Origin of the sequence: Pseudoalteromonas sp. SR41-7, from assembly GCF_014163935.1 — a bacterium.
GTDB classification, from domain to species: domain Bacteria; phylum Pseudomonadota; class Gammaproteobacteria; order Enterobacterales; family Alteromonadaceae; genus Pseudoalteromonas; species Pseudoalteromonas distincta.
Genome location: NZ_JACJEF010000001.1, coordinates 454,561 through 473,853 on the forward strand (window position 1 = coordinate 454,561; position 19,293 = coordinate 473,853).

Annotated in this window: 23 protein-coding genes; 8 read left to right on the forward strand and 15 right to left on the reverse strand. The window is 40.0% G+C overall.

The features are described from left to right. The first annotated feature begins 26 nt into the window (after positions 1-26). From H5092_RS02075 to dolP, 4 genes are read left to right on the forward strand one after another with little or no spacing between them, the layout of a single operon-like run. A complete protein-coding gene (locus tag H5092_RS02075; protein ID WP_002957971.1) occupies positions 27-1,904 on the forward strand; it encodes a penicillin-binding protein activator in 1,878 nt (625 codons plus the stop codon). A gap of 24 nt (positions 1,905-1,928) precedes the next feature. Beyond that, complete coding sequence (locus H5092_RS02080; RefSeq protein WP_182694726.1) at positions 1,929-2,300, forward strand: YraN family protein; 372 nt, start codon at positions 1,929-1,931, stop codon at positions 2,298-2,300. Between the two features lie 32 nt (positions 2,301-2,332). Next, positions 2,333-2,926, forward strand: a complete 594-nt coding sequence (locus H5092_RS02085; RefSeq protein ID WP_002957968.1) for an SIS domain-containing protein — start codon at positions 2,333-2,335, stop codon at positions 2,924-2,926. Further along, positions 2,919-3,485, forward strand: coding sequence for a division/outer membrane stress-associated lipid-binding lipoprotein (dolP, locus tag H5092_RS02090; protein ID WP_039485369.1), 567 nt, complete (start codon positions 2,919-2,921; stop codon positions 3,483-3,485). The genes H5092_RS02085 and dolP overlap by 8 nt, the downstream gene beginning before the upstream one ends. A 58-nt stretch (positions 3,486-3,543) precedes the next feature. Here the strand turns inward: dolP and H5092_RS02095 are convergent, their stop codons facing one another. The 8 genes from H5092_RS02095 to zapE all read right to left on the reverse strand — a co-directional run bounded on the left by H5092_RS02095 (position 3,544) and on the right by zapE (position 10,071). Beyond that, positions 3,544-3,981, reverse strand: a complete 438-nt coding sequence (locus tag H5092_RS02095; RefSeq protein WP_002957966.1) for a ClpXP protease specificity-enhancing factor — start codon at positions 3,979-3,981, stop codon at positions 3,544-3,546. Beyond that, positions 3,981-4,607 carry a stringent starvation protein SspA gene (gene sspA, locus H5092_RS02100; RefSeq protein ID WP_002957965.1) on the reverse strand — a complete coding sequence of 209 codons (627 nt, stop codon included), beginning with the start codon at positions 4,605-4,607 and terminating at the stop codon, positions 3,981-3,983. The genes H5092_RS02095 and sspA overlap by 1 nt, the downstream gene beginning before the upstream one ends. Before the next feature lie 80 nt (positions 4,608-4,687). After that, a complete protein-coding gene (locus H5092_RS02105) occupies positions 4,688-5,437 on the reverse strand; it encodes a cytochrome c1 (RefSeq protein ID WP_002957964.1) in 750 nt (249 codons plus the stop codon). Continuing rightward, a complete protein-coding gene (locus H5092_RS02110) occupies positions 5,434-6,699 on the reverse strand; it encodes a cytochrome b N-terminal domain-containing protein (RefSeq protein ID WP_002957963.1) in 1,266 nt (421 codons plus the stop codon). Before H5092_RS02110 ends, H5092_RS02105 begins: the two co-directional genes overlap by 4 nt. Further along, positions 6,699-7,289: a ubiquinol-cytochrome c reductase iron-sulfur subunit gene (gene petA / locus H5092_RS02115; protein ID WP_002957962.1), complete on the reverse strand. Its 591-nt coding sequence runs from the start codon at positions 7,287-7,289 to the stop codon at positions 6,699-6,701. The genes H5092_RS02110 and petA overlap by 1 nt, the downstream gene beginning before the upstream one ends. Before the next feature lie 581 nt (positions 7,290-7,870). Then, positions 7,871-8,263, reverse strand: a complete 393-nt coding sequence (gene rpsI / locus H5092_RS02120; protein ID WP_024595789.1) for a 30S ribosomal protein S9 — start codon at positions 8,261-8,263, stop codon at positions 7,871-7,873. 8 nt (positions 8,264-8,271) lie between these two features. Next, a complete protein-coding gene (gene rplM / locus H5092_RS02125; RefSeq protein ID WP_002957960.1) occupies positions 8,272-8,700 on the reverse strand; it encodes a 50S ribosomal protein L13 in 429 nt (142 codons plus the stop codon). 282 nt (positions 8,701-8,982) lie between these two features. Beyond that, positions 8,983-10,071 (reverse strand): cell division protein ZapE, encoded by a 1,089-nt coding sequence (zapE, locus tag H5092_RS02130; RefSeq protein ID WP_182732815.1) that lies wholly within the window; start codon positions 10,069-10,071, stop codon positions 8,983-8,985. 134 nt (positions 10,072-10,205) lie between these two features. Between zapE and H5092_RS02135 the strand changes: the two genes are divergently transcribed. The 3 genes from H5092_RS02135 (at position 10,206) to H5092_RS02145 (ending at position 13,316) form a co-directional block, all read left to right on the forward strand. Further along, the gene (locus H5092_RS02135; RefSeq protein ID WP_002957957.1) at positions 10,206-10,649 is read left to right on the forward strand and encodes a YhcB family protein; all 444 of its coding nucleotides are present in this window, start codon (positions 10,206-10,208) and stop codon (positions 10,647-10,649) included. Positions 10,650-10,778: 129 nt separating this feature from the next. Continuing rightward, positions 10,779-12,131, forward strand: coding sequence for a Do family serine endopeptidase (locus H5092_RS02140; RefSeq protein ID WP_182732816.1), 1,353 nt, complete (start codon positions 10,779-10,781; stop codon positions 12,129-12,131). A 102-nt stretch (positions 12,132-12,233) separates the two neighbouring features. Next, positions 12,234-13,316, forward strand: a complete 1,083-nt coding sequence (locus H5092_RS02145; RefSeq protein ID WP_024595792.1) for a trypsin-like peptidase domain-containing protein — start codon at positions 12,234-12,236, stop codon at positions 13,314-13,316. An 86-nt stretch (positions 13,317-13,402) separates the two neighbouring features. Here H5092_RS02145 and murA read toward each other — a convergent pair whose 3' ends face one another. Genes murA through H5092_RS02180 form a run of 7 tightly spaced genes read right to left on the reverse strand, consistent with a single transcriptional unit; the run spans position 13,403 to position 18,067 of the window. Further along, the gene (gene murA, locus H5092_RS02150) at positions 13,403-14,662 is read right to left on the reverse strand and encodes a UDP-N-acetylglucosamine 1-carboxyvinyltransferase (protein WP_002957954.1); all 1,260 of its coding nucleotides are present in this window, start codon (positions 14,660-14,662) and stop codon (positions 13,403-13,405) included. Positions 14,663-14,675: 13 nt separating this feature from the next. Continuing rightward, on the reverse strand, positions 14,676-14,933 hold the full coding sequence (locus tag H5092_RS02155) for a BolA family protein (RefSeq protein WP_002957953.1): 258 nt from the start codon (positions 14,931-14,933) through the stop codon (positions 14,676-14,678). A 5-nt stretch (positions 14,934-14,938) separates the two neighbouring features. Beyond that, entirely contained in the window at positions 14,939-15,232 is a 294-nt protein-coding gene (locus H5092_RS02160) for a lipid asymmetry maintenance protein MlaB (RefSeq protein WP_002957952.1), read from the reverse strand. Beyond that, positions 15,225-15,905: a phospholipid-binding protein MlaC gene (locus tag H5092_RS02165; RefSeq protein WP_039485391.1), complete on the reverse strand. Its 681-nt coding sequence runs from the start codon at positions 15,903-15,905 to the stop codon at positions 15,225-15,227. The genes H5092_RS02160 and H5092_RS02165 overlap by 8 nt, the downstream gene beginning before the upstream one ends. Before the next feature lie 5 nt (positions 15,906-15,910). Further along, positions 15,911-16,459 carry an outer membrane lipid asymmetry maintenance protein MlaD gene (gene mlaD / locus H5092_RS02170; protein ID WP_002957950.1) on the reverse strand — a complete coding sequence of 183 codons (549 nt, stop codon included), beginning with the start codon at positions 16,457-16,459 and terminating at the stop codon, positions 15,911-15,913. A gap of 13 nt (positions 16,460-16,472) precedes the next feature. Then, on the reverse strand, positions 16,473-17,252 hold the full coding sequence (gene mlaE / locus H5092_RS02175) for a lipid asymmetry maintenance ABC transporter permease subunit MlaE (RefSeq protein ID WP_182732817.1): 780 nt from the start codon (positions 17,250-17,252) through the stop codon (positions 16,473-16,475). After that, complete coding sequence (locus tag H5092_RS02180) at positions 17,252-18,067, reverse strand: ATP-binding cassette domain-containing protein (protein ID WP_080945050.1); 816 nt, start codon at positions 18,065-18,067, stop codon at positions 17,252-17,254. The genes mlaE and H5092_RS02180 overlap by 1 nt, the downstream gene beginning before the upstream one ends. Before the next feature lie 255 nt (positions 18,068-18,322). Between H5092_RS02180 and H5092_RS02185 the strand changes: the two genes are divergently transcribed. Beyond that, on the forward strand, positions 18,323-19,291 hold the full coding sequence (locus H5092_RS02185) for a calcium/sodium antiporter (protein ID WP_002957947.1): 969 nt from the start codon (positions 18,323-18,325) through the stop codon (positions 19,289-19,291). Positions 19,292-19,293 lie beyond the last annotated feature (2 nt).

Here is a 19,293-nt window from a genome sequence, read left to right on the forward strand (position 1 = left end):
TCGCGTTAACGTATTGGGAAATCATTGTGCGACTTAAACTAGTTAGTCTATTAATTATATTGTCAGGGTTATCGGCGTGTAGCACAACCGAAAAACCAACTAAAAACAGCGATAACGTAAGTAACCGCACTAATGCACTGCAAAATCAGGCAACCAGTGCGCAATCTATCTATCAATTGGCGCAAAACCGCCAAGGTGCCGATAAAATACAGTTATTGTATAGCGCCCGTGATGCCGCAATTAGTGAGCAAAATTGGCCTTTGTTAGAGAAAATTGGTAATGAGCTTGAATTAACCGCAAGTGTTGATCAAATCCAAAACCGTCTTTATATTGCATTTGCACAAAAACAACAGAATAAGAATGATCAAGCTTTGGTGATTTTACAATCGCTAGACGGACAACTTACTCAACCTGAGCATTTTGCTTGGCATCAGTTTTTAACAGCCAGTATTTATGCATCGCAAAATTTTCCAAAAAAAGCTGCCCCCTATTTCTTTAGAGCTTCTGAAACAGCTACAAAAAACAATATAGAAATCCCTCAGCTCAATCAAAATTTGTGGGATAACTTAAAACAGCTCTCTTCATATGCGCTTGAACGTTTTAACCGTGGTTCGGTTATCCAGCAAGGCTGGGTAAACCTTGGTCTATACTATCAAGTATATGCAAGTAGTGGCGTGGAGCTAGACCAAGCAATTAATAATTGGCGCAGGCGCTATATTGGGCATCCGGCTTTTTCTGTATTACCTGAACAAGACGAAATGCTTACTGAGCTCGCCCCTATTAATATAGAGCGTTTAGTTGTGTTGTTTCCACAATCAGGCCCTAACGAACGCTTAGGTGATGCGCTTAAAGCGGGTGTGTTAGCTGCACTTGATACGCAAACTATCAACGACACTATTTTTATTGATGAAAACCTAAGCACTGAGGAAATCGCAGCGCAACTTGAAGAAATAAAGCCTGATTTTGTAATTGGTCCTCTACTTAAAGCAAATATTGATAAACTAGCCAATGCACAAACTCTTATTGATACTCCGGTACTGCATTTAAACACCTTTGATGGTGAGCGCATTTCGCTTCAGCATTATTACTTTGCATTGAACCCTGAGCACGAAGTACAACAAGCTCTGGAACACTTTTTAACTAAGGGCTATCAAAAGCCTATGCTGCTTGCGCCAAATAATGCAAATGGCCAACGTTTAGTTGATTATTTTAACCTACAGTGGCAACGCTACAGCGAAACCAAGCCACAAATCGGTTTTTATAACGATAAAAAAGATATGCCAAACACAATTACCAGCTTATTAGAAGTTGATAAGTCAAAAGATCGCATACAAACAGTTAAAGCATTATTTAAGCAAGAAGTAGAAAACGAAACGCGTTCACGCAGTGATATAGACGTTATTTATATTTTGGGTGATGCCATAGAAACTCGCTTAATTAAACCTTACCTTGATGTAAACGTCAGTACATTTGCTGATCGTATCCCACTTTATGCAAGCTCTAAAAGTCATAGTAAACAAATTGACAGTACAGACAAAGGCGACTTAGACGGCCTATACTTCACAGAATTACCGTGGATGCTTGATTCACAAATTAAACAACATAATTTACGCCAGCAGTACAACTCTCTATGGCCTGAGCAAATTGATATTAGCCAACGCTTATTTGCAATGGCGTACGATGCTGTATCAATATTACATGACATTAGACAGTTAAGCGTAATGCCAGGCAATCAATATAGTGGTTTAAGTGGTAAGTTGTCTGTTAATACCAGCGGCCATATAGAACGCATGCTCGACTGGGCTCAATATACAAACCGTCGTATTAAGCCTGTGCAATTAGAAACACAACGCCCGGTACCATTGTTTATGCAATCAGCGGGTGATATACAAACTATAAATTAAACTTTATTAAGTTAAGGGGGCGGCATGTCGTGGTTTAAAGAGCTGTGGCAAAATAGTCGCGAAAAAGGCCAGTATTATGAGCTTGAAGCGCAAAAATACTTAGTTACTCAGGGCTTAACACCCATTGAACGTAATTATTACTGCCCCTTTGGCGAGCTTGATGTCATTATGAAAGAAGGCGACACCCTTGTATTCATTGAGGTCAAGTTTCGCAAAAATAATGCCCGTGGCGGTGCCAACTATGCACTTAGCCCACAAAAACAAGCTCGATTAAAACGTAGTATTTATCATTACTTAGCAGCTAAAAATTTAACTAACCAAGCACTAAGAATTGATTATGTAGCCATTACAGGAGAAGCATCTCCTAATATTAATTGGCTTAAAAATGTATTTTAAACGCAAATACAAAGATAAATTATTGGTAGGCTATGCAAGACACAATTAAAGAAATTTTTACAGAAAGCATTCAAGTTCAAATCGCTGCTGGTGAAGTGCTACCTAGTGCGCTTGAGTCAGCTGCATTTACTATTGCACAAAGTCTGATCAACGGAAATAAACTCATTTGCTGCGGTACTGCAAATTGCCACATGCTCGCTCAGCATATGGCGGGTGTATTGGTTAATCACTATGAAACCGAGCGTCCTTGTTTGCCGGCAATCGCTCTATCGCAAGAAAACGTTAATCTTGGGCAAAGTACCCAGGTAGACGATCACGATACATTTGCTCGTCAAGTCCGCGCTTTTGCCCAGCAAGGCGACTTATTGCTCGTACTGGCTATTAACGGTAACGAAAAGCATGTTATTTCTGCCGTTGAAGCAGCACTAACTAAAGATATGAAGGTCATAGTTATGGTTGGTGATGATGGTGGCGAGTTGGTTGGCCTACTTGGCCCTAACGATGTTGAAATTAGATCGCCATCTAAACGCCCTAGCCGCATTATCGAATCCCATTTAGTTAACTTACATTGTTTAAGCGAACTTGTTGATTTAACGCTTTTCCCTCAGGATGAAAATTATGTTTAAACGCTCTCTTATTGTTTTAGGTACTGTTGTATTACTACAAGGCTGCGCAGCTGCTGTTGTTGCAGGTACAGCCAGTGCAGTAACTGCAGCGAACGATCGCCGTACCATTGGCTCTCAAATTGACGATAACAATATTGAAATAAAAGCCAGTATTGCACTTAGCGAAGTAGAACGCCTTGAAAAGTTTGCCAATATAAGCGCTGTAAGCGTTAACGGTATTGTTTTACTTGTAGGCCAAGTATCTAATGAAGAAATGAGAAACGAAGCACAGCGTACCATTGAGGGCGTTTCAGGTATTCGTAAGATACATAACCAAATTCGTATTGGCTCAAATATTGGCATTACTACACAAACGCATGACTCTTGGTTAACATCTAAAGTAAAAGCTCAGCTACTAACAGCAAAAGACATTAGCAGTAATAACATTAAAGTAGTTACTGAAAACGCTGAAGTATTTTTAATGGGTTTAGTATCTGACTCTGAGTCTACTCAAGCTGTAAACATTGCCCGAAATGTATCTGGCGTAGAGCGGGTAATTAAAGTATTTGAATATATGTAAAGTAAAATACAGACATAAAAAAACCGCTTATTAAGCGGTTTTTTTTTGCATTTACTTATTATTTAATAACGCGTAAATGAGAGCCTTTTTTCTTCTGTGGCTTTTCTGGTGGTGTTTCATCAATAAATTCAGCTGATGAATCAACACTTTCAAGCTCAGGCACAAAATCGTCTTCGTCCTCTAAAAACTCATCTGCAGTAAAGACTGTTCCTTCGCCATTTTCACGCGCGTATATTGCAAGCACAGCACCTAGAGGCACATACACTTGCATTGGCTGACCACCAAAGCGCGCATTGAAGCTAAGTTGGGTTAAGTCTAACGAAAACTGTGTGACCGCTGATGGACTTATGTTTAAAACAATTTGTCCGTCTTGAACAAACTGTGTTGGCACTTGTACATTTGCAAACCCAGCGTCTACAACTAAATGCGGTGTACACTCGTTATCGACTATCCAATCAAAAAAAGCACGTAATAAATAAGGACGATTAGGCGTCATTATAAACGGATCTCACGCTCAGCTTCAGTTAAAGAGGCTTGGAATGACTCACGTTCAAATAAACGGATCATGTACTCTTTAAGCTCTTTAGAACCTGCACCATTAAGCTCAATACCAAACTCTGGTAAACGCCATAATAGTGGAGCTAAATAACAATCTACTAAGCTAAACTCTTCACTCATAAAGTAAGGTGCTTCGCTAAAAATAGGTGCTACAGCAAGTAATGCTTCTGTTAGCTCTTTACGAGCTTGAGCAGCATCTGACGTGTTGTTACTGATTTTGTCAGCTAGGCTGTACCAGTCAGTATCAATACGATGCATCATTAAGCGGCTACGACCACGCATTACCGGGTAAACAGGCATTAGTGGAGGATGAGGAAAACGCTCATCAAGGTATTCCATGATGATGTTTGCCTGGTATAAACCAAGCTCACGGTCAATCAGTGTTGGCACTGTGCCGTAAGGGTTAATTTCGTGAAGTGCTTCTGGCAAGTTATCTTTTTCAGCCAAATGAATATCTACACTTACACCTTTTTCCGCAAGTACAATACGTACTTGGTGGCTATACATACAGTTAGCACCAGAAAAAAGGGTCATTACAGGGCGCTTATTGGCAGCTACGGCCATGCCTATACCTCCATTAAATAACTAAAACAGCAAAAGGGGCTTAAGCCCCTATTGCAAAATTACCTTTAAAAATGTTCAAGTTAATGAACATCTCTCCAGTATTCTTTCTTAAGCATAAATGCCAAGATAAATAGAATTATTAAGAATCCTATTACCTTAATACCTAGCGCTTCCGATTCAAGACGTGAAGGTTCACCCACGTACTCAAGGAAGTTTGTTAAATCACGAGCCGCTTGGTCGTATTCATCTACGCTTAATTCACCCGTACCATCAGTTTCAGTAGCAATAACTTTGGTCACAGTGTGGCCATGTTCTTCTACTTCTTTAGTGATAGGCGTTGGTAAACCTTGTAGTTCTTGAAGAACATGAGGCATACCTACCGATGGAAAAACAATATTGTTAACTCCAAACGGGCGAGATTCATCTTTATAAAACGATTTTAGGTACGTGTAAATATAATCTGGTGATTTTACACGTGCAATAAGAGTTAAATCCGGCGGAGCCGCACCAAACCATTTTGCTGCATCGTCTTTTGTAATTGCGTTGGTGATATGGCTACCTACTTTAGAGCCGTCAAAAATTAACTGCTCTAAACCAACTTCTGTTGGGATACCGATATCACGAAAAGTACGCTCATAACGTTGATACTGCATTTGGTGACAACCAAGACAGTAGTTCATGAACAACTTTGCACCGCGTTGTAAAGATGGTTGATCAGTAAGGTCGTTATTCGCTTCCATTAAAGGAACCGACGGACCTGCTGCCATAACCATGTTAGGCAACAAGTTTACTGATAAAGCAAATAAACCAATAATAAGCTTCTTCATCATTTCGTTAACCTCTCTGGCAATGGCTTAGTTTTTTCGTTCTTACTGTATACAAACAACAGTACGAAGAACATAAAGTAAGTCACAGTACAGATTTGAGAAATAATCGTTTTCATATCAGTTTGTGGAGTTGCACCCACCCAACCAAGAAGAACGAAAGTTACAACAAAGCCTGCAATGTTCCATTTATGGAAACCACAACGGTAACGAACCGATTTAACTCTACCACGGTCTATCCAAGGTAGTAATGCAAGTACTACAATCGATGCACCCATCGCCGCAACACCGATTAACTTATCAGGGATTGCACGTAAGATTGCATAGAATGGCGTAAAGTACCAAACCGGGAAAATATGCTCAGGTGTTTTAAGTGGGTTAGCTGCCTCGAAGTTTGGACCTTCTAAAAAGAAGCCATTCATCGCCGGCATAAAGAACACAACCCAACAAAACAGTATTAAGAAACCAACCACACCCACAATATCTTTAACTGTGTAGTAAGGGTGGAACGGTATCGCATCAACAATGTCTTTTTTGTTAGTGTAATACTCGTGGAATTTAAATTTAGGCTTATCTTCTTCAGCTACTGAGCCTTTCTTACGTTTAATCTCAATACCTTCAGGGTTATTTGAACCCACTTCGTGTAGAGCAACAATGTGTAAGAAAACTAAGATTACAATAACCAGTGGTAGTGCAATTACATGTAATGCAAAGAAGCGATTAAGCGTTGCACCTGATATTACGTAGTCACCACGGATCCAAAGTGTTAAGTCATCACCAATAACCGGAATAGCACCGAATAATGAAATGATTACTTGTGCGCCCCAGAACGACATTTGGCCCCATGGTAATAAATATCCCATGAATGCTTCAGCCATTAGCGCTAAGAAAATGAACATACCAAATAACCACAGTAATTCACGCGGTTTTTGGTAAGAACCGTAGATCATGCCACGGAACATATGCATATATACAACGATGAAAAACGCTGATGCACCTGTTGAGTGCAAGTAACGTAGTAACCAGCCATATTCTACATCACGCATGATGTACTCTACCGAAGCAAAAGCACCTTCAGCAGACGGAACAAAGTTCATCGTTAACCAAATACCTGTTAGGATTTGGTTTACTAGTACTAACATGGCTAGTGAGCCAAAAAAGTACCAGAAGTTAAAGTTTTTAGGTGCTGGATACTGTGCAATGTGCATGTTCCAAACACGTGTCATTGGGATTCGGTCGTCTATCCAACCAATAATCTTACCAAACATTAGGCTACCCCTCTTTCTTCGCCCACTAAAATAGTGGTGTCATCTAGAAAAGTATAAGGTGGTATTTCTAAGTTTAATGGTGCAGGTACCGATTGAAATACTCGACCAGCCATATCAAATTTAGAACCGTGGCACGGGCAGTAGAAACCGTCATCAGTCCCTTCTACTTTCTCACCAAAATTACCTTGTAAAAAGCCTGGTGAACATCCTAAATGCGTACAAATACCTACAGCCAAAAATATTTCTGGACGTAATGAACGGTAATCATTTGTTGATGATTCTAATTGTTGTGGCTCTTGCGATTGCGGATCACGAAGTTGACCTTCATGTTCTTTCATCTGCTCAAGCATTTTTGGGGTACGTGATACAACCCATACAGGTTTACCACGCCACTCGACACGTATTAATTGTCCAGGCTCAAGTTTGCTGATATCTACTTCTACAGGCGCACCCGCAGATTTAGCTCGCTCACTTGGATTCCAAGACGCAATAAAAGGAACAGCAGCCCCAGCCGCACCAACACCACCTACAACAGAGGTAGCTATGGTTAAAAAGCGACGTCGGCCATTGTCTACAGGCGCATTGCTCATCCACTTATCTCCACTATGATTCTCAACACTTGCTATATTGAGAACATCAGTTACAGCAGGTTAATTATTCGAAATTTTTAAAATAGAAGCGATCATAATTAAAACCCTTGATTAAAACAAGGTTATTCAAAGCCCCATGCTCGAATAAACCTGACTTGATCAAAAATTTGATTAAGCTAGCTCGAGAATAAAGCCGAACGACTATAATAACGCTTCTGTAAAAACAATATACTGACCGAGATCAACACCACTAAGAGGAAACAGTAAAAACTGTACATAGTGTCGTTAAACTCACTCATTTTACTTCCACGCCAATTGTAGCAAAAAATTCCACCAATTAACTGATGGATTTAAACTAATTACGATAATTATTTAACTTTTTTGCAGCTATCTGAGTGTTTTTTAACTTTCGTTCGATTAATACGCAGTTATTAATAAATTTGATCATCATTAATTACAGCAATACCAAGTATGGCGACCGCTATAAACAAATTTAAATTAAGTAGCAAATGTAAACTTTTTGATTTGAAAACAAAAAACCCAGCATAAGCTGGGTTTTTGAATTCTTGATAACGTATAGATTAACGTTTTGAGAACTGTGGACGCTTACGCGCTTTCTTAAGACCCACTTTCTTACGTTCAACTTTACGTGCATCACGTGTAACAAAACCTGCTTTACGAAGTTGTGGACGTAGTGACTCGTCAAACTCCATAAGTGCACGAGTGATACCGTGACGGATAGCACCAGCTTGACCAGTTGTACCACCACCAGAAACGGTGATGTAAAGGTCAAATTTTTCAGTCATATCAACTAGCTCAAGAGCTTGATGAACAACCATGCGTGCTGTTTCGCGACCAAAATACTCCTCTAGAGAGCGTTTGTTGATTACGATGTTACCAGTGCCTGGGCGTAAGAATACGCGAGCACTTGAACTTTTACGACGACCTGTACCGTAGTATTGATTTGCCATGATGGTGCTCCTTAAATGTCTAGAACCTGAGGCTGTTGTGCAGCATGGTTATGCTCAGTACCTGCGTAAACTTTAAGTTTACGGTACATAGCGCGGCCTAAAGGACCACGTGGCAACATGCCTTTTACAGCTTTCTCGATGATCATTTCAGGCTTTGCAGCTTGAAGTTTATCAAAAGTAGTAGACTTAAGGCCACCTGGAAAACCAGAGTGAGCGTAGTACACTTTATCTTTGAATTTGTTACCAGTTACAGTAACTTTTTCAGCGTTGATAACGATGATGTAATCACCAGTATCTACGTGAGGAGTGTATTCAGCTTTATGCTTACCGCGTAGGCGGTGAGCGATTTCAGTAGCGATGCGACCTAAAGTTTTACCTTCAGCGTCAACTACGTACCAGTCACGTTTTACTGTTTCTGGTTTAGCAACAAACGTTTTCATTTATAAAAATCCAATGTTTTTCAATTAAAACCACAAGTAGTTAATATTAACTACTGCTCTAAGTTTGCTATAACCCCTTCGAGTTTTAGACTTTTGCGCCGCTCACAAGTGGCTAGACTATATGAGGACATAGAACGCAACGTGGCAGACGCGGGAGTATACCAGCACTTAAAACACATTGCTACTCGCCGGTTGTTTTTTCCACAAGAAATTTCAGAAATAAGAAGTACTATATATGTACCTCTTTTTTATAGTTGCCCTATTACACATTTACTTACTTATTTAAACTAAATGCTCTCTAGCTAAATATTCTAAGGATTGCATTTCTTGTAAACGACTAATACAACGCTTAAATTCAAAGTTTAAATTACCTTGGGTATAAAGTTCGGTAATAGGTTTTTCAGCCGATATAATTAAAGTTACATGGCGCTCATAAAATTCATCCACTAAAGCAATAAAGCGTCTAGCAGCATCATCATTAGTTTGCCCTAGCTGTTTTAAGTTAGAAATAATCACCGTATTGTATAAGCGGCTAATCTCCATGTAATCGACCTGGCTACGTGCTGTTTCGCACAATTCACTAAACTCAAACATCACAACGCATTTAGCTACTTTACGCGTTTTGATTTTTCGCCCTTCTATCTCTATCGGCTCATCTAATTGCCCAGGCTCTGGCGATAACTTATCGAAGTACTCAAATAGGTTCTTATCCGCATCTTCATCTAATGGGCTGTGAAAAATTTCAGCTTGCTCTAAAGTACGTAAGCGGTAATCAATACCTGAATCTACATTAACTATCTCGGTATTTTTTTTAACAAGCTCAATAGCTGGCATAAAACGCGCTCGCTGTAAGCCATTTCTGTAAAGTTCATCTGGCACTATATTAGAGGTTGCTACAAGTACTATGCCCCGTGCAAATAGCGCTTCCATTAAGCCACCTAATAGCATGGCATCAGTAATGTCTTGTACAAAAAACTCATCAAAGCAAATAATGTCTGTTTCTGCTTTAAAAGTGTCAGCAATTTTTTCTAATGGATTAGCCGTATTATTTAGCTTTTTAAGCTCGTTATGCACTCGGTGCATAAATCGATGAAAGTGCACACGCATTTTACGTGTGCCCGGTAATGATTCGTAAAAAGTGTCAACTAAATAAGTTTTACCACGCCCTACTCCCCCCCAAAAGTACAAACCTTTTACAGGCGCAGGTTCTTCTTTACTAAATAGCTTAGCAAAAAAGCCTTTTTGTTTTGGCTTTGTCTGAGTTAGGTCATCGTATAGACGTTGTAAATGGCGCACAGCATTTTCTTGTGCTGCGTCGTGTACAAAGTCATCTCGCTTTAAGTCTTGTTGGTATGTTTGCCAAGGAGTCATATCTATTTACAGTTAAAACACAGTTTAATTTGCAAAGCATATTAACACGCATCATAACTCGGGGTATATTACACTTAGTATGATTTATAATTGAATCGGCATTCGTTAGTTATTTTCCCAAAGGGGTAGTTTTTATGGGCACAGTTATGTGGGTAGGTTTGATTGTTATTGTTGCTGTTGTAGCATTTTTTATTGGCGCATTTGTTACTAAAAAACAGTTCAAACAAGATGAATTAAAAGAGCAAGCAGAGCAAGCTGAAAATGCGTTAGAGCAGTATCGCCAAGATGTAGCTGATCATTTAGCGAATACTGGTAAGCTCGTAAATAAAATGAAAGAAAACTATGATCAACTGCTTAGTCACGTTGAAGAAACAAACCAGCTTCTTCTAGAAGATAGAAATAAAGCACCAGCTGAACCATTCTTTTCAAAAGAAACAACAGAACAACTGCAGGCTTCATTAAAAGAGCGTCAATGCGATCGTTCTACAGCCGCAGCACAACCAGCTGATTATGTATCAGGTGAATCAGGTTTATTTGCTGGTCAAAATAAAGTTTCAGAACATTCTAAAGCATCTTGATGAACTTTTTTTTGACCCCATAGTCTTTAGATATAACAGCTTTGTTGTTTTATCTTAATAAACCGAAAAGGGCTGCTGTAAAGTAGCCCTTTTTGTTTTGCTTTATCTTAAGTGGAGTTACCCCTGACTATGAAAATGAAATTATCACTTATCAGCGCAGCTATTTTATCTACAAGCTTGTTAATGAGCCCAGTAGCGTCTTATGCAAAAATGCCAATTGCAGTAAATGGTCAACAACTACCAACTCTTGCCCCCATGCTAGAGAAAATATCTCCAGGTGTTGTAAGTATCCAAGTTTCAGGCTCAAAAGAAGTACGCCGCCGTGCAGATCCGCTTGAATACTTTTTTGGACAGCAACAGCCTCGCAGTCAAAAGCGTCAATTTAGTGGATTAGGCTCTGGGGTGATTATTGATGCTGATGAGGGTTATGTAGTCACTAATAATCACGTAATCCAAGATGCCGAAAAAATGGTAGTAACCCTCGAAGATGGCCGTGAATTTGAAGCAACTAAAATTGGTACTGATACAGAATCAGACATCGCTCTTTTACAAATAGACGCTAATGACTTAACTGAAATAAAACTCGCAAATTCAGACAGTTTACGAGTGGGCGACTTTGCTGTTGCTATTGGTAACCCATTTGGACTTAGCCACACAGTTACATCTGGTATTGTTAGTGCTCTTGGTCGTAGTGGTTTAAATATTGAGGGCTACGAAGATTTCATTCAAACCGATGCTGCTATTAACCAAGGCAACTCTGGTGGTGCATTAGTTAACTTAAACGGTGAATTGATTGGTATTAACACTGCGATTTTAGGTGCTTCTGGCGGTAACGTGGGTATTGGTTTTGCCATTCCATCAAACATGATGAAAAACTTAGTTGATCAAATTGTTGAACACGGTGAAGTACGCCGAGGTTCGCTCGGTATCTCTGGCCGCCCACTTGATGCAGGCCTTGCTAAAGCGCAGCAACTTGACGTTAAACAAGGTGCTTATGTAATGCAAGTAATGGACGACACTGCTGCAAGTAAAGCAGGTATAAAAGCAGGTGACGTAATTGTTAGCATTAATGGCGGTGATATTAGTGGTTTCCACGAGCTGCGCAGCAAAATTGCTACGCTAGGTGAAGGCCGCGAAATAAAACTAGGTATTTACCGCGATGGTAAAATTAAAACGGTAAAAGTAACTCTTGATGGTGCATCAGGTGTTACAGCGACAGGCGAAGAGCTGCATCCTGCGTTCCAAGGCGCGACACTTGAAAACGTGCAAAAAAATAGTAATAAAGGTGTTGAGGTTACGTCTGTAGACCCTCGCTCACCTTCTGCCCGTGTTGGCCTTGAAGAAGGTGATATTATTATGCAAGTGAATCGCCAACGAGTAGAGACTATTCGTGATATGAATAAGATTATCGAAAACACTAAAGGTAATATCGTACTTGGCGTGCAACGTGGTCGTGAGTCTATATTTATTTTAATTCAGTAATAAATAGCACTATTAATGTAATAAAAATAACAGTGGCACTTGCCGCTGTTATTTTTTTTATGTCATCATAAAGAGATTGCTCACTTACATAATAAGAAAACTGTGCTGAAATTAATAAAATTTATTCTTCCCCCTTTATTTGCAGGTCTAAGTATTGCTTTTTTAGTGGTTTTTTTCAGCCCTAATATGCGAGCCGCCTTACTTCCTAATGTTCCCCTTCCAAGCGCGATGAGTGCGAGTCACTTGAGTTTTTCTGATGCAGTTAAACGAGCAGCTCCTTCTGTAGTTACTATTTTTTCAGAAAGCATTTCCAAAGAACCTCGTTATAAAAGAAAAAACACGGTACAAGAGCTAGGCTCTGGCGTCATTATGTCGCAGGACGGTTATATTCTTACTAACTACCATGTTGTGAATAATGCAGACCAAATTATGGTTATCTTAACCGATGGCCGACGCTTTTTTGATGTGCAACTAATTGGTTTTGATACCATTACTGATTTAGCCTTACTTAAAATCAATGCAGATCACCTCCCGGTGATTCCCGTAAACGATAGCTATGTATCAAATGTAGGCGATGTTGTACTTGCTATAGGCAACCCGCTTAACTTAGGGCAAACAATCACTCAAGGCATTATTAGTGCAACGGGTAAGCAAAAAATTACAGATAGCCCTTACAATAACTTATTGCAAATGGATGCAGCTATTAACGTGGGCAACTCCGGCGGCGCATTAGTTAACTCCAATGGTGATTTAGTCGGCATTACTTCTGCACAATTTAAAACGCGTGAGAACTTGAATATTCAAGGAATATTTTTTGCGGTTCCTTACTCACTTGCTAAAAAAGTGATGGGTAAACTCATTCGTCACGGTCGGGTTGTACGCGGCTATTTAGGCTTTGAAGGCACAGCAGTAGATAGTACAGGTAAAGAAGTAAACGACAGCCTAACGCCGGTTACCGGCATGCGCATTACTAATTTAGACCCTTTGGGGCCAGCATGGCAAGCGGGTATTGAAGAGCAAGATATCGTCATTAAAATTGCAGGGCTTTCGGTAGCAAACCCACAAAAAGTGCTTGAAAAAATAGGTAATACGGAGCCCGGTAAAGAAATAGAATTTGAGCTATACAGAGATGGCAAAATAGAAAAAATCATGGTGGTGGTAGCTGAGCTTGAAACAAAGCTCTAATAAAGAGTAATACCAATCGTCAATAAAAAGGTCGGATAGCAATTTGCGTATCCGACCTTTTTTAAATAGCTTAACTAGTTATCTACTTAGCTACTTCTACGTTTAATGTTTGCACCCAACGCACTTAGCTTATCTTCAATGCGCTGATAGCCTCTATCAACGTGATAAATACGGTCAACAACCGTTTCACCCTGTGCCACTATACCCGTTAAAATTAAGCTAGCTGAAGCGCGTAAATCGGTTGCCATCACTTGCGCACCCGTTAAGCTTTCAGTCTCACCACAAATTGCGGTATGCCCTTCTAAACGAATATTAGCGCCCATACGCTGCAACTCTGGTACATGCATAAAACGGTTTTCAAAAATCGTTTCTGTGATCGTTGCACTACCATTTGCTACTACATTCAATGCTGTAAACTGAGCTTGCATATCCGTAGGAAAACCTGGGTGTGGAGCTGTTTTAATATTCACGGCTTTAAGTTCTCGGCCGCGCATATCAAGATAAATACTATCGTTATGTACTTCTAGGTGCGCATTCGTAGCACGTAGCTTTTCAATCACAGGCTCAAGAGAATGAAAGTCTGTATTTTTACAAAGTACTTCACCGCCAGCCATTGCTGCTGCGACTAAAAACGTCCCAGTTTCAATTCGGTCAGGTAAAATACTGTGTTCACAGCCAGCTAAACGCTCAACGCCTTCAACTTCAATGCGGCTAGTACCTGCACCTGTGATTTTAGCGCCCATAGCAATTAGGCAGTTAGCTAAATCAATTATTTCAGGCTCGCGTGCCGCATTATCAAGTATGGTTTTACCATCAGCGAGGGCCGCTGCCATTAATAGGTTTTCGGTAGCACCTACGCTTACCATTTCCATAAAAATTTCAGCGCCTTTTAAGCGACCATTAACCTTGGCATTAATATAACCATTTTCAACGTTTATTTGTGCGCCCATGCGCTCCAAACCTTGAATATGGATATCAACAGGGCGAGCACCAATAGCGCACCCACCAGGTAAAGACACTTGAGCCTCACCAAAACGTGCAACTAGAGGGCCTAATGCAAGCACAGAGGCGCGCATTTGCTTTACTAAGTCGTAAGGCGCTAATGTTTTATTAACCGTTGCACCGTCAATTACTAGCGTATCGCCCTGCCAATTAACATCTGCACCTAAAGTTTTTAATAAGGCTTCAGTGGTCACTATGTCGCGAAGACGCGGTACATTAGTAAATATACTTTTACCATCAGCTAATAGTGAAGCAAATAAGATAGGAAGTGCGGCATTTTTAGCGCCCGAAATAGTCACTTCACCAGCAAGTGAAGTGCCACCTTGAATTACAAATTGATCCATTAGGAGGCCCTAGTTATTGCGGTAAAATGAATTTTTGTTCACGCTTCCACTCTACAGGAGTAAATGCACGAATAGATACTGCGTGAATTGTCCCATCTGAAATTGTATTCATTAATGGACCATAAACTAGCTGCTGCTTTTTAACTCGGCTTAAACCGTCAAAGCATTCGCCTACTGCAACAACTTCATAATGACTACCATTGGCTTTTACATGTACTTCAGCTAATTGAAGTTCTTCGCGTAATAATGTTTCGACTTGGCTAGTTTCCATAACTCTCACTCAAATAGGGTTGTAACCTGACCCAATTGCATTAAATTTTGCAATTGCTCAGGTAGGTTTTGCAATTCAAGGCGAATGCCTTGCTGCTTTAGTTCTGCAAAAGAGTGAATTAACCAAGCTAAGCCAGCTGTGTCAACCCTTGATACTCCACTTAGGTCGAAATAGATGATTTTATGCTTAGTTAATAACTTATTGTTCAGAAGCTGTTCATCGCCAATTGAATTTCGAGTAAGCTCACCGCTTACTCCAAAATGTTGTCCATCAACTTGGCTTATTGCCAATTTAGTCATTCGAGTTACTGCCTCTAAACTGAACTGGTAGCTGACTCTTTTGCTCTAAAAGGTTACTTACATTATCAATACCTTGCTGACGCAAAATACCTTGCAGCTCGCTTTGCTTTGCATCCAGTAAACTAATACCTTCGGCAATCATATCGTACGCGCGCCATTCACCGTCGCGGTCTTCGCGTACTTTAAAATCGATTCTGATATCAGGTTTACCGTCTTCAATAATTTTAGTCTTAACAACAACGACGTCTTTACCTTTAAACGCTTGCTCTGCACCAAACTCAACTTTCTGGTTTGTGTATTGAGTAAATACACCTGCATAAGTAGCAACTAAGTACTCTCTAAATACACCAATAAAGCGTTGAATTTCTTTAATTGCTTTGGCCTTTTCAGCCTCGTCGGTAATTGCACGAACTTTAGATACTTCACTGCCAAGTACACGAAGTGCTGCATATTTATAGTCGATATAAGGCATTAATTCTTCTTCGACTATTACGCGAAGGTATTCCTGATCTTTAACAATTAATGGCTGATCTTTTTTAATGCGCGCAAATGTATTATCGGCAACTTGGCGTACCATTTTATTAGGATCGACTAATTTCACATCTGCTGCACTTACGCTTTGAGTTAGCGTCATTGTGCCAATTGCTACAATAGCTAAAAACTTTTTCAACATAATAATTACTCACTACCTTGGTTGAATAAAAACTGCCCGATTAATTCTTCAAGTACAATGGCAGACTTAGTATCAGTGATTGAATCGCCATCACCTAGTGCTTTACTTTCCACACCAAATAAATCGTCAATTGCTTCATCTTGCTTGTTTTCTGTCACTGTTTCGCCTAAACAACGTTGCTTAGCAGAATCTGGAGAAATTACAGGGTGAATACCTAAGTACTGCTCACCTAAAATCCCCGACGTTAAAATAGAGATTGAGCTTGTGTCTGAAAAACGACATAAGTACTGTGCGTCAATGGTCATATTAACGACTGGTAAAAACTCTTGTGGGTGAACATAAATTGATTCAACACGGCCAATTACAACACCACCTACTTTTACTGGCGCACGCGCTTTTAACGAGCCGATGTTTTCAAACTTGGCATTAAGCGTATATGTTTCGCCAGAGCCACTAATACCTGAATTGGCAACTTTAAGTGCAAGCATCGCAAAAGCTAAAATGCCAAGTGCTACAAAAAAACCAACTAAAATTTCTAATTTCCGTGAATTCATTATCTATACCCTATTAGCTGGTAAACATTACCGCTGTCAAAATAAAGTCAAAACCTAAAACTGCTAATGACGAATGAACAACCGTTTCGGTGGTTGCTTTGCTGATCCCTTCTGAGGTCGGCACACAGTCATATCCTTTATAAAGCGCAATCCAGGTCACCACTATGGCAAATACAAAGCTTTTAATAATACCGTTTAGTATGTCTTGCTGAAACGACACTTGCGATTGCATGATTGACCAAAAACTACCTGTATCAACACCCAGCCAATCTACACCCACTAAATGAGCGCCTACAATTGCTACAGCTGAAAATATCAATGCAAGCAATGGCATGCTTATAAAACCCGCCCAAAAGCGCGGTGCAATAATACGTTTTAGCGGATCGATTGCCATCATCTCAAGTGATGAAAGTTGCTCTGTTGCTTTCATTAAGCCAATTTCAGCGGTCAAAGCGCTACCTGCACGTCCTGCAAATAGTAATGCAGTAACAACCGGGCCTAGTTCTCGCAATAAACTCAGTGCCACTAACGGCCCTAAACTATCCTCAGCGCCATAACCAACCAATACGGTGTAACCTTGTAAAGCCAACACCATACCGATAAACAAACCCGACACCATAATAATGAGTAACGATTGCGAACCAACCATATAGAGCTGGCGAACAAGTAACGGGGTGCCTTTTTTAAAATTAGGAACATGCGCTAATGCACTAAACAGCATATAAGCAGAACGACCAAGGGCCGCAAAGCGTCCTAGCGTTTTATGTCCTAGCTTTTGAAATAAATCCAACATTATGCTTTTTCTCCAAGTAGTTCGTCTGCATAAGCCTGAGCCGGAAAATGAAATGGTACAGGACCATCCGACAAGCCTTTTAAAAACTGTTGAACTAAAGGAGATTCATGATTACGCATTTCATCTGGAGTACCAGAACCAATTACCCCTTGATCGGCGATAATTATAACGTGTTCGGCAATACTCATTACCTCTGTTACATCGTGCGTCACGATTAAAGACGATAAACCTAATACTTCGTTGAGCGACTTAATTAGCTTAACCAATACGCCCATCGAAATAGGATCTTGCCCTGCAAATGGTTCATCGTACATGATTAGCTCTGGATCAAGTGCTATAGCGCGTGCAAGTGCAGCACGCCTTGCCATACCGCCGGATAACTCAGATGGCATTAAATCTTTAGCGCCACGTAGTCCAACCGCTTGCAGTTTCATTAACACAACTAATCGAATCAGGTCTTCACTTAGCTTTGTGTGCTCTCTTATAGGAAACGCGATATTGTCAAATACCGACATATCAGTAAACAACGCACCACTTTGAAAAAGCATACTCATTTTAGTACGTGCTTCGTATAACTCTTTACGAGACATTTTAGGAATGCTGCCACCTTCAAATAAAATATCACCTGAATCTGGTTTAAGCTGACCACCAATTAAACGCAACATAGTGGTTTTGCCAATTCCGCTTGGCCCCATAATCGCAGTAATTTTACCTTTAGGAACGCTAAAACTCATATTTTTATATATGGTTCTATTGCCTCTCGAAAAGCTAACATCCTTGACTTCTACTATTGATTGCGACAAGTCGCTCTCCATAAAAATGTTCACTAGTGCCCCTATTTTAAAGCTTTTTTGTCAAAGATGGAAAAAACAATTCGTAAGATTTTGTAATACACCCATGAAAAGGATTATAAGACTCGCTCAAAACAGCTTAACCCCGGCTTAAATTTTTAAATTAGCTGTTTAAAAGCAACATTGTTACCTAGTTGACCTTACTCTTTTATTTATACTTTCATCTTGGCTTTTGTTACTATTCGCGCCATCCGTATTTTGTATAACTGGCTTAACACAATGGTTACCTCGTTTGTTATTTTAATTCTTGGTTTTGCAGCTCTTGTTTGGAGTGCCGATAGGTTTGTTTATGGGGCTGCGGCTCTTGCTAAAAACTTTGGTGTACCTACACTTATTGTTGGTTTAACCGTTGTAGCCATGGGCTCTTCAGCCCCTGAAATGATGGTTTCAGCCTCTGCCGCTTTGGCTAACAAAACCGACACAGCCGTTGGCAATGCTGTTGGCTCTAATATTACAAACATTTTACTTGTGTTAGGTATCACTGCTCTATTTCGCCCTCTTTCAGTTTCATCTAGTACGTTAAAACGTGAAATGCCATTAGTGATGCTCGTATCTTTAGCTACTTGGTATGTGTTCTCAGATAACTACTTTTCATTTAGTGAAGGTGTTGCGCTTTTAGTTGGCTTTATCGTATTCATCGGTGGGTTAATCATTGTATCCATGCGTGCAAAAAACCAAGATGACCCATTTGTCTCAGAAGCCTGCGACGATGTACCAAACGATGTACCTACTAAAAAAGCGGTATTTTGGTTAATTGTTGGCATGATACTCCTGCCGGTTAGTTCTCATTTTTTAATCGGCTCAGCTGTTGATATTGCTAAATACTTCGGCTTAAGCGACTTAGTCATTGGTTTAACAATTATTGCCATTGGTACTAGCTTGCCTGAACTTGCCGCCTCGGTTGCAGGTGTACTTAAAAATGAAGATGATTTAGCACTAGGTAATATTGTTGGCTCAAACATATTTAATATTTTAGCTGTATTACCTCTAGCAGGTATTATTAATCCTTCAGCAATTGATCCATCGTTAGTAAGCCGAGATATATTAATTATGATTGGTGCAACACTTGCTCTTATCATTATGTCATTGAACTTTAGAGGCACCCAGCGTATCAATAGGGTAGAAGGCGGCTTATTGCTAATAGCGTTTTTGGGTTACCAAGGGTATATTTTTAGTCAAGTAGGGTAAAT

Coding starts and splice junctions, on each gene's coding strand:
- H5092_RS02140 (WP_182732816.1), top strand. CDS start 10,779: ATGAAAATGAAATTATCACTTATCAGCGCAGCTATTTTATCTACAAGC.
- H5092_RS02155 (WP_002957953.1), bottom strand. CDS start 14,933: ATGGAAACTAGCCAAGTCGAAACATTATTACGCGAAGAACTTCAATTA.
- H5092_RS02110 (WP_002957963.1), bottom strand. CDS start 6,699: ATGTTTGGTAAGATTATTGGTTGGATAGACGACCGAATCCCAATGACA.
- murA (WP_002957954.1), bottom strand. CDS start 14,662: ATGGATCAATTTGTAATTCAAGGTGGCACTTCACTTGCTGGTGAAGTG.
- H5092_RS02185 (WP_002957947.1), top strand. CDS start 18,323: ATGGTTACCTCGTTTGTTATTTTAATTCTTGGTTTTGCAGCTCTTGTT.
- zapE (WP_182732815.1), bottom strand. CDS start 10,071: ATGACTCCTTGGCAAACATACCAACAAGACTTAAAGCGAGATGACTTT.
- rplM (WP_002957960.1), bottom strand. CDS start 8,700: ATGAAAACGTTTGTTGCTAAACCAGAAACAGTAAAACGTGACTGGTAC.
- H5092_RS02165 (WP_039485391.1), bottom strand. CDS start 15,905: ATGTTGAAAAAGTTTTTAGCTATTGTAGCAATTGGCACAATGACGCTA.
- H5092_RS02105 (WP_002957964.1), bottom strand. CDS start 5,437: ATGATGAAGAAGCTTATTATTGGTTTATTTGCTTTATCAGTAAACTTG.
- H5092_RS02085 (WP_002957968.1), top strand. CDS start 2,333: ATGCAAGACACAATTAAAGAAATTTTTACAGAAAGCATTCAAGTTCAA.
- sspA (WP_002957965.1), bottom strand. CDS start 4,607: ATGGCCGTAGCTGCCAATAAGCGCCCTGTAATGACCCTTTTTTCTGGT.
- petA (WP_002957962.1), bottom strand. CDS start 7,289: ATGAGCAATGCGCCTGTAGACAATGGCCGACGTCGCTTTTTAACCATA.
- H5092_RS02160 (WP_002957952.1), bottom strand. CDS start 15,232: ATGACTAAATTGGCAATAAGCCAAGTTGATGGACAACATTTTGGAGTA.
- H5092_RS02135 (WP_002957957.1), top strand. CDS start 10,206: ATGGGCACAGTTATGTGGGTAGGTTTGATTGTTATTGTTGCTGTTGTA.
- H5092_RS02080 (WP_182694726.1), top strand. CDS start 1,929: ATGTCGTGGTTTAAAGAGCTGTGGCAAAATAGTCGCGAAAAAGGCCAG.
- dolP (WP_039485369.1), top strand. CDS start 2,919: ATGTTTAAACGCTCTCTTATTGTTTTAGGTACTGTTGTATTACTACAA.
- H5092_RS02095 (WP_002957966.1), bottom strand. CDS start 3,981: ATGACGCCTAATCGTCCTTATTTATTACGTGCTTTTTTTGATTGGATA.
- H5092_RS02180 (WP_080945050.1), bottom strand. CDS start 18,067: ATGGAGAGCGACTTGTCGCAATCAATAGTAGAAGTCAAGGATGTTAGC.
- mlaE (WP_182732817.1), bottom strand. CDS start 17,252: ATGTTGGATTTATTTCAAAAGCTAGGACATAAAACGCTAGGACGCTTT.
- mlaD (WP_002957950.1), bottom strand. CDS start 16,459: ATGAATTCACGGAAATTAGAAATTTTAGTTGGTTTTTTTGTAGCACTT.